8 protein-coding genes and 1 pseudogene are annotated in these 7,564 nt (G+C 71.8%); 8 read left to right on the top strand and 1 reads right to left on the bottom strand.

Annotation, left to right across the window (positions count from 1 at the left end):
* Positions 1–258: 258 nt before the first annotated feature.
* On the bottom strand, positions 259–1,464 hold the full coding sequence (locus AB0435_RS08695; RefSeq protein WP_366006876.1) for a YihY/virulence factor BrkB family protein: 1,206 nt from the start codon (positions 1,462–1,464) through the stop codon (positions 259–261).
* 262 nt (positions 1,465–1,726) lie between these two features.
* On the opposite strand from AB0435_RS08695, the gene AB0435_RS08700 reads away from it, so the two are divergent.
* From AB0435_RS08700 to AB0435_RS08735, 8 genes and pseudogenes are all read left to right on the top strand, one after another.
* Positions 1,727–2,947 carry a GAF domain-containing protein gene (locus AB0435_RS08700; protein ID WP_366006887.1) on the top strand — a complete coding sequence of 407 codons (1,221 nt, stop codon included), beginning with the start codon at positions 1,727–1,729 and terminating at the stop codon, positions 2,945–2,947.
* 365 nt (positions 2,948–3,312) lie between these two features.
* Positions 3,313–3,882 carry a GNAT family N-acetyltransferase gene (locus AB0435_RS08705; RefSeq protein ID WP_366006877.1) on the top strand — a complete coding sequence of 190 codons (570 nt, stop codon included), beginning with the start codon at positions 3,313–3,315 and terminating at the stop codon, positions 3,880–3,882.
* 118 nt (positions 3,883–4,000) lie between these two features.
* Entirely contained in the window at positions 4,001–4,084 is an 84-nt protein-coding gene (locus AB0435_RS08710) for a putative leader peptide (RefSeq protein ID WP_356458947.1), read from the top strand.
* A gap of 162 nt (positions 4,085–4,246) precedes the next feature.
* A complete protein-coding gene (locus AB0435_RS08715) occupies positions 4,247–5,944 on the top strand; it encodes a nitrite/sulfite reductase (RefSeq protein WP_366006878.1) in 1,698 nt (565 codons plus the stop codon).
* Positions 5,945–6,023: 79 nt separating this feature from the next.
* Positions 6,024–6,203: a hypothetical protein gene (locus AB0435_RS08720; protein ID WP_366006880.1), complete on the top strand. Its 180-nt coding sequence runs from the start codon at positions 6,024–6,026 to the stop codon at positions 6,201–6,203.
* The gene (locus AB0435_RS08725; protein ID WP_366426519.1) at positions 6,200–6,892 is read left to right on the top strand and encodes a phosphoadenylyl-sulfate reductase; all 693 of its coding nucleotides are present in this window, start codon (positions 6,200–6,202) and stop codon (positions 6,890–6,892) included. The genes AB0435_RS08720 and AB0435_RS08725 overlap by 4 nt, the downstream gene beginning before the upstream one ends.
* Before the next feature lie 20 nt (positions 6,893–6,912).
* Positions 6,913–7,446, top strand: a complete 534-nt coding sequence (gene cysC, locus AB0435_RS08730) for an adenylyl-sulfate kinase (RefSeq protein WP_366006882.1) — start codon at positions 6,913–6,915, stop codon at positions 7,444–7,446.
* Positions 7,443–7,564: pseudogene (locus AB0435_RS08735) on the top strand (sulfate adenylyltransferase small subunit); the annotation flags it as partial. The gene cysC and the pseudogene AB0435_RS08735, both read left to right, overlap by 4 nt.

Genomic DNA, 7,564 nt, shown 5'->3' on the forward strand with positions numbered 1-7,564 from the left:
TCCGTGTGCGGGCAGCGCCCGTCGCCGTGACAGTCATCGGTCCTCACCTCCTGTTCCGCACCCTGTTGTGCGAAGCGATCGTATGCAGGTGGTGCATACGATCGCCATTTGTTTTTCCGCCTGCGCCGGGACGCCCGTGGGGCTGAATTGCGCACCCACATCAGCCATATCCAGCCCGTCCGGCGATTGAGGACACCGCCGCGCAGCGGTGGTGCGGACGGGACGGCCCGCAGAGGCAGCACGAGACCAGCCGAAACCCTAGGCTCCACCATTCGGCTTCGCATGCCGGCCCGCAGAGTCCGGCTTCGCGTGTTTCGGGCGGTGTTCCGGGCGCTGGATGCGCGAGCGTACGTCCTCCGGCGGGAGGAACTGCGCCCAGCGCTCGGGGAATTCCGACGGCGGTTCGCGGTCCTGGCCGGCGGCGCCTTCCTCCACCTCGTCGTCGAGGTCCTCCTCCAGGCCCGCCTCCAGCGCGCGGGCGGCCCGCTCCGCGGCCTCGCGGGCCAGGGCCACCGCGCGCTGCCGGTCGACCTCCGCGCGGGCACCGGCCGTCGCGACGGACGGCCAGACGCGGTCTATCGCGGCGTTCACCGCGGCGCCGACGAGGACGGCGAAGGCCGAGACGCCGATCCACAGCAGGACGGCCACGGGCGCGGCGAGCGACCCGTAGATGGTGAGGCCCTCCACGGTGTGGGTGAGGTAGACGCGCAGCAGGAGGCTGCCGATCACCCACATGGTGAGGGCGACCAGCGCCCCGGGGATGTCCTCCTGCCAGGGCGAACGGACCGGTACGGACACGTGGTAGAGCGTGGTGAGGAAGGCGACGGAGAGCAGGATCAGGACCGGCCAGTAGAGGAAGCGGACGAGGTCCGCGCTCCAGGGCACGACGTTCACCACCTGCTCGGGACCGGCCACCATCAGCGGCAGGACCACCGCCCCGATGACGAGGGCGACGACGTAGAGGAGGAAGGCGAGCAGGCGGGTCCGCACGATGCCGCGCTTGCCCTCCAGCCCGTACATGATCGTGATCGACTCGACGAAGACGTTGACGGCCCGGGAGCCGGACCACAGGGCGACCGCGAAGCCGAACGAGATGACGTCCGGGCGGCCCTTGGTGACGTCCCGGAGCAGCGGCTTGGCGATCTCGGTGACGCCCTTGTCGCTGAGGACGGTCGCCGACGCCTTGAGGATGTTCTCCTGGATCGAGCCGATGGTGTTGGTGCCGGTCCAGTCGTCGAGATAGCCGAGCAGACCGAGGAGTCCGAGCAGCAGGGGTGGCAGGGACAGCAGGGTGAAGAAGGCCGCCTCGGCGGCCAGGCCGGTGACGCGGTACTCGACGCAGGAGTTGACGGTGTCCTTGAGGAGCAGCCACGCCATCCTGCGTTTCGAGACATTTCGGTACAGGACCCTGGCCCTGTGGAGCCGGCCGACTCGCCGCCCCGATCGTTCGTTTGCTGCCTGCACGCTCTAACCGTATCGGCCCTGGCCAGGTTGGTTCGCACAGTGGCCGGGCGGGCCCGCGAGGGGCTCGACGGTGACGGAGGCCCGGGCGGAGGGTGATGCTGCGCCGACTCGGCACCACCCTCCGGCCGCTCGTGAAAAGCTTCCGCCCGCGCACTACCGGACCGCAACGGTTGCATGGAGTTGCAATCACGCGGATGCCCTCACACACGGGGCCCCGCGACGGCACCATGGCAACGTGAACCGCGGAACCATCGACTCACGTCTGCTGCCGGCCGTCCGCGAGGCTTGCCTCGGCGACGCCGCGCCTCCGGCTCCGCCCCGCCCGGTGATCGGGGACTCCTGGCGCCGGGTGCGGCTCCACGGCCTCGACCCGGAGCACGGCGGCTCGGCTCCGCCCCCGCTGCCGGTGGAGGAGGTCGAGCACCGGCGGCACACCTCGCAGTTGGGCGGCCTGCTGCCGCAGCTCCGCGAGGGGCTGGGCGCCTTCGTGGACGTGGAGCGCCACCTGCTGGCGGTCACGGACGACGAGGGCCGGGTGCTGTGGCGGGAGGGCAGCCGGGGGACGCTCCGCAGCGCCGACCGGCTGGAGTTCGGGGTGGGTGCCGCGTGGACCGAGGAGCGGGTGGGCACCAACGGCATCGGCACGGCGCTGGTGGAGCGCCGGCCGGTGCAGGTGCACTCGGCGGAGCACTTCGTACGGACCCACCACGCCTGGACGTGCGCGGCGGCCCCGCTGCACGACCCGCGCGACGGGCGGCTGCTGGGCGTCGTGAACGTCAGCGGCCCGGCGCCCGCCTTCAACCCCGCGACGCTCCCCCTGGTGACCGCCGTCGCCAAGGTGGCCGAGGGGGAACTGCGCGCCCGGCACTGGGAGTCCGTGGAGCGGCTGCGTTCGCTGGCCGCGCCGATGCTCTCGCGCCTCGGCGGCCGGGCGCTGGCCGTCGACCGGGAGGGCTGGATCGCGGCGGTGACCGGGGCGGCGCCGGTGGGCCGGGTGGCGCTGCCCAAGTCCGTGCAGGCGGGGCTGGTGTGGCTGCCGTCGCTCGGCCTGTGCTCACTCGAACCGCTGCCGGACGGCTGGCTGGTACGGGTCGCGGAGACCGCGCAGCCGGACGCCCAGCCGAACCGGGTGGTGCTCGACCTGCGGCGCCCCCGCGACTGGACGGTGACGGTCTCCGGCGCCGCGGGCCAGTGGTCGCAGGAGCTGAGCCCGCGCCACGCGGAGCTGCTCTACGTCCTGGCGCTGCACCCGGCGGGGCGGACGGCCGCGGAGCTGGCGGCGGACCTCTTCGGCGATCCGTCCCGCACCGTGACGGTGCGGGCGGAGATGTCCCGGATACGGCGCACGCTGGGCGGGGTGCTGGGGCATCGCCCGTACCGTTTCGCGGACGGCATCGAGGTGCGGGTGCTGACGCCGACGCCGCCGGACGAGCTCCTGCCGAGCTCGACGGCACCGGCGGTGGTGAGGGCGCGCTCCGACTAGGCGGTGGCTCTTCCCGGCTGCGGGTTGTTCGCGCCTGCGGCGGGCTTTTTCCCCAGTCCCGCCCCTTCCCGAAACTGGGGGCAAGCCCCCAGCCCCCCGAAGCACGCTTCGCGCGCTGTCCTCAAACGCCGGACGGGCTGGTTTGTGCGGACCGTAGCCAGCACATCCAGCCCGTTGGGGGCACCTCCCAGCGGTAGCTGGGGGAGTTTGAGGACGCTCCCCCAGACTTCGTCCGGGGGGACCCCGAAGGTCGCTGGGGTCCGGGGTCTCCCCCCACGCGGCGGAGCCGCACGTCAGACGCAGCCGGGAAGGGGCGGGGCTGGGGAACAAAGCCCGCCGCGCAACGCCATGATTGGCTGAGCCACATGGAAACCCGCACCGTCACCACCTGGTCCCTGGAGCAGATCGCGCCGGGCGATCTGCTCCCCGCTTCCGAACCCGACGCCGACGCCGGGATCCGGATCGCCCGGGCCGAAGTGCCCTCGCCCGAGTTCAGCCGCTTCCTCTACACCGCCGTGGGCGGGGACATCGTCTGGACGGACCGGCTGCGCTGGACGTACGAGCGGTGGGAGGCGTTCCTGGAACGGCCCGGCGTGGAGACGTGGGTGGCGTACGACCACGGGACCCCGGCCGGTTACATCGAGCTGGACGCGCAGGACGACGGCGCGGTGGAGATCAGCTACTTCGGCCTGCTCCCGGCGTTCCGGGGCCGCCGGATCGGGGGCCACCTGCTGTCGTACGGGACCGCACGGGCGTGGGACCTGGCGGAGCGTTGGCCCGGGCTGGCGTCCACGAAGCGGGTGTGGGTGCACACGTGCACGCTGGACGGGGAGTTCGCGCTGGCGAATTACGAGCGGCGGGGGTTCCGGCTGTTCGACACCGCGGTCGCGGACGAGCCGCTGGTCCCCGCCCCGGGTCCGTGGCCCGGAGCCTGACCCTCCCCCGTCGCCAGGGGCGGCGCGCGAGGTCGCGCCGTCCCGCATGGCGATACCCAATCGTCCGCCATGCGGACAATGGTGGACTCCCCCGAGACCGCCGTGCCACGCTTCCGTCATGTCCCGCGCCGGAGTTGCCTTGGTGAGTCGACGTCACGTCGATCTCGGCCGCATGTCCAGCGCCATCTGTCCGGCGCGCTGACAGCCTCAGCACCACCGCGCCTCCTCTTCACCTCCGCACCCCGCGCCAGCGTCGACGCGTCGGGCCATTTCGGCATACGCGCAGGTCAGCAGGGCCCTTCAGGCTGGGCCGCCGCTTCGCCGACGCGCTCCCGAGCGCCACCCCCAGAAGGACAGAATCGCCATGGCTGCCACCTCGGAACTCCCAGCCGCCGCCACGTCCCGCCGCAAGGCCGGCCGCCACCGCGGCGAGGGACAGTGGGCCGTCGGCCACTTCACCCCGCTCAACGGCAACGAGCAGTTCAAGAAGGACGACGACGGTCTCAATGTGCGGACACGCATCGAGACGATCTACTCCAAGGCGGGCTTCGACTCGATCGACCCCAGCGACCTGCGCGGGCGGATGCGCTGGTGGGGGCTCTACACCCAGCGCAAGCCCGGGATCGACGGCGGCAAGACCGCGATCCTGGAGCCGGAGGAACTGGACGACAAGCACTTCATGCTGCGGGTCCGCATCGACGGCGGGCGGCTCACCGTCGCCCAGCTGCGGGCCATCGGCGAGGTCTCGGAGCAGTACGCCAGAGGCACCGCGGACATCACCGACCGGCAGAACATCCAGCTGCACTGGATCCGTATCGAGGACGTGCCCGCCATCTGGGACAAGCTGGAAGCGGTCGGGCTGTCCACCACCGAGGCGTGCGGGGACTGCCCCCGCGTGATCATCGGCTCGCCCGTGGCGGGCATAGCGGCCGACGAGATCATCGACGGCACGCCCGCAGTGGACGAGATCCACGACCGCTACATCGGCAGCAAGGAATTCTCCAACCTGCCGCGGAAGTTCAAGACCGCGGTGTCCGGCTCGGCCGTGCAGGACGTCGTGCACGAGATCAACGACGTCGCCTTCGTCGGGGTCGTCCACCCCGAGCACGGCCCCGGCTTCGACGTCTGGGTGGGCGGCGGCCTTTCGACCAGCCCCCGGCTCGCCGAACGGCTCGGCGCCTGGGTGCCGCTGGACGAGGTCGCCGATGTCTGGGCCGGTGTGGTGGGCATCTTCCGCGACTACGGCTACCGCAGGCTCCGCAACCGCGCCCGGCTGAAGTACCTGATGGCTGACTGGGGGCCGGAGCGGTTCCGCCGGGTGCTCGAGGAGGAGTACCTGGGGCGGCAGTTGCTCGACGGCCCGCCGCCCGCACAGCCCGTCTCGCGCTGGCGCGACCACGTGGGCGTGCACCGGCAGCGCGACGGCCGCTTCTACGTGGGCTTCGCGCCGCGCGTCGGCCGGGTCGACGGCGCCACCCTCACCAAGATCGCCGAACTGGCGGGCGCGCACGGGAGCGACCGGCTGCGGACCACCGTCGAGCAGAAGATGCTGATCCTCGACGTGGCGGCCGACCGGGTCGACTCCCTCGTCGCCGCCCTGGAGGCGCTGGACTTCCAGGTGCGGCCGTCGCCCTTCCGGCGCGGCACGATGGCCTGCACCGGCATCGAGTTCTGCAAGCTCGCCATCGTCGAGACCAAGGCGCGCGGCGCCTCGCTCATCGACGAACTGGAGCGCCGGATGCCGGACTTCGAGGAGCCGGTGACGATCAACATCAACGGCTGCCCCAACGCGTGCGCCCGCATCCAGACCGCGGACATCGGTCTCAAGGGCCAGCTGGTGCTGGACGCGGACGGCAAGCAGGTCGAGGGTTTCCAGGTCCACCTCGGTGGCGCGCTTGGACTGGAGGCCGGCTTCGGCCGCAAGGTCCGCGGCCTGAAGGTGACCTCCGCCGAACTCCCCGACTACGTCGAGCGCGTCCTCACCCGGTTCACCGAACAGCGCGAGGAGGGCGAGCGGTTCGCGTCCTGGGTCGGGCGCGCGGCGGAAGCGGACCTGGCGTGAACGGCACCCGTACGCCCGCCGGAGCGCGGGCGAAGGAATCGGCGACAGGCACGGCACGAACCGGAACAAGGGGAACGGAATGAGCGAGCGGGCCGCCCCCTTCTACTGCCCCTACTGCGGTGACGAGGACCTGCGCCCCTCCGAGGAGGGCCACGGCGCGTGGGAATGCGGAATGTGCAACCGTGCGTTCCGACTCTCGTTCCTCGGGCTACTGGCCAAAGGTCTGACGCCCGGACACCGTGAAGGGGGCAGCACATGACCGACGGGACCGATCTGCGCGACATCGCCGAACGGGCGGGCCGCGAACTGGAGGACGCCCCGGCGTCCGACGTCCTGCGCTGGGCGGCGGACACGTTCGGCGCCCGGTTCTGCGTCACCTCGTCCATGGAGGACGCGGTGGTCGCCCACCTCGCCTCGCGCGTACGGCCGGGCGTCGACGTCCTCTTCCTCGACACCGGCTACCACTTCCCGGAGACCATCGGCACCCGGGACGCGGTGGGGGCGGTCATGGACGTCAACGTCGTCACGCTCACACCGGAGCGCAGCGTCGCCGAGCAGGACGCCGAGCACGGTCCCGCGCTGCACGACCGCGACCCCGACCTGTGCTGCGCGCTGCGGAAGGTCGCCCCGCTGGCGGCCGGTCTGGACCGCTACGACGCGTGGGCGACCGGCCTGCGCCGCGACGAGTCGCCGACCCGCGCGAACACGCCGGTCGTCGGCTGGGACGAGCGGCGCGGGAAGGTGAAGATCGCGCCGATCGCCCGCTGGACGCAGGACGACGTGGACCGGTACGTCGCCGAACACGGCGTGCTCACCAACCCCTTGCTGATGGACGGCTACGCCTCCGTCGGCTGCGCGCCCTGCACCAGCCGGGTCGCCGCCGGGGAGAACAACCGCGGCGGCCGGTGGGCGGGCCGCGCCAAGACGGAGTGCGGGCTGCACGGATGAACGGAAACGGGGAGCGACTGATGAGCGGGGCCACGATCTGGCTCACCGGCCTGCCGAGCGCGGGCAAGACGACGATCGCCCACGCGCTCGCGGGGCGGCTGCGCGACGAGGGCCACCGGGTGGAGGTGCTGGACGGGGACGAGATCCGCGAGTTCCTCTCCGCCGGGCTGGGATTCTCCCGGGCGGACCGGGACACCAATGTGCAGCGGATCGGCTTCGTCGCCCAACTGCTCGCCGCCCACGGGGTGAAGGTCCTGGTGCCGGTCATCGCCCCGTACGCGGATTCGCGCGCGGCTGTCCGCAAGCGCCACCAGGAGCAGGGCACCGGCTATGTGGAGGTGCACGTGGCGACTCCGGTCGAGGTCTGCTCGGAGCGTGATGTGAAGGGGCTGTACGCGAAACAGGCGGCCGGGGAGATCGCCGGGCTCACGGGCGTGGACGACCCGTACGAGGAGCCGGCCGACCCGGACCTGCGCATCCGTACACACGAACAGAGCGTGGCCGAGTCGGCGGCGGCACTGCACGCCCTGCTGACCGAGAGGGGGCTGGCGTGAGTGGATTCTCCGACGACAGTCTCTACGCGTTGTCGCATCTGGATGTGTTGGAATCGGAGTCGGTGCATATATTCCGTGAGGTGGCGGGTGAGTTCGAGCGGCCGGTGATCCTTTTCTC

This window comes from Streptomyces sp. NPDC051173 (assembly GCF_040689515.1).
In the GTDB taxonomy this organism is placed as follows: domain Bacteria; phylum Actinomycetota; class Actinomycetes; order Streptomycetales; family Streptomycetaceae; genus Streptomyces.

Coding starts and splice junctions, on each gene's coding strand:
- AB0435_RS08710 (WP_356458947.1), top strand. CDS start 4,001: ATGTCCCGCGCCGGAGTTGCCTTGGTGAGTCGACGTCACGTCGATCTC.
- AB0435_RS08705 (WP_366006877.1), top strand. CDS start 3,313: ATGGAAACCCGCACCGTCACCACCTGGTCCCTGGAGCAGATCGCGCCG.
- AB0435_RS08715 (WP_366006878.1), top strand. CDS start 4,247: ATGGCTGCCACCTCGGAACTCCCAGCCGCCGCCACGTCCCGCCGCAAG.
- cysC (WP_366006882.1), top strand. CDS start 6,913: ATGAGCGGGGCCACGATCTGGCTCACCGGCCTGCCGAGCGCGGGCAAG.
- AB0435_RS08725 (WP_366426519.1), top strand. CDS start 6,200: ATGACCGACGGGACCGATCTGCGCGACATCGCCGAACGGGCGGGCCGC.
- AB0435_RS08720 (WP_366006880.1), top strand. CDS start 6,024: ATGAGCGAGCGGGCCGCCCCCTTCTACTGCCCCTACTGCGGTGACGAG.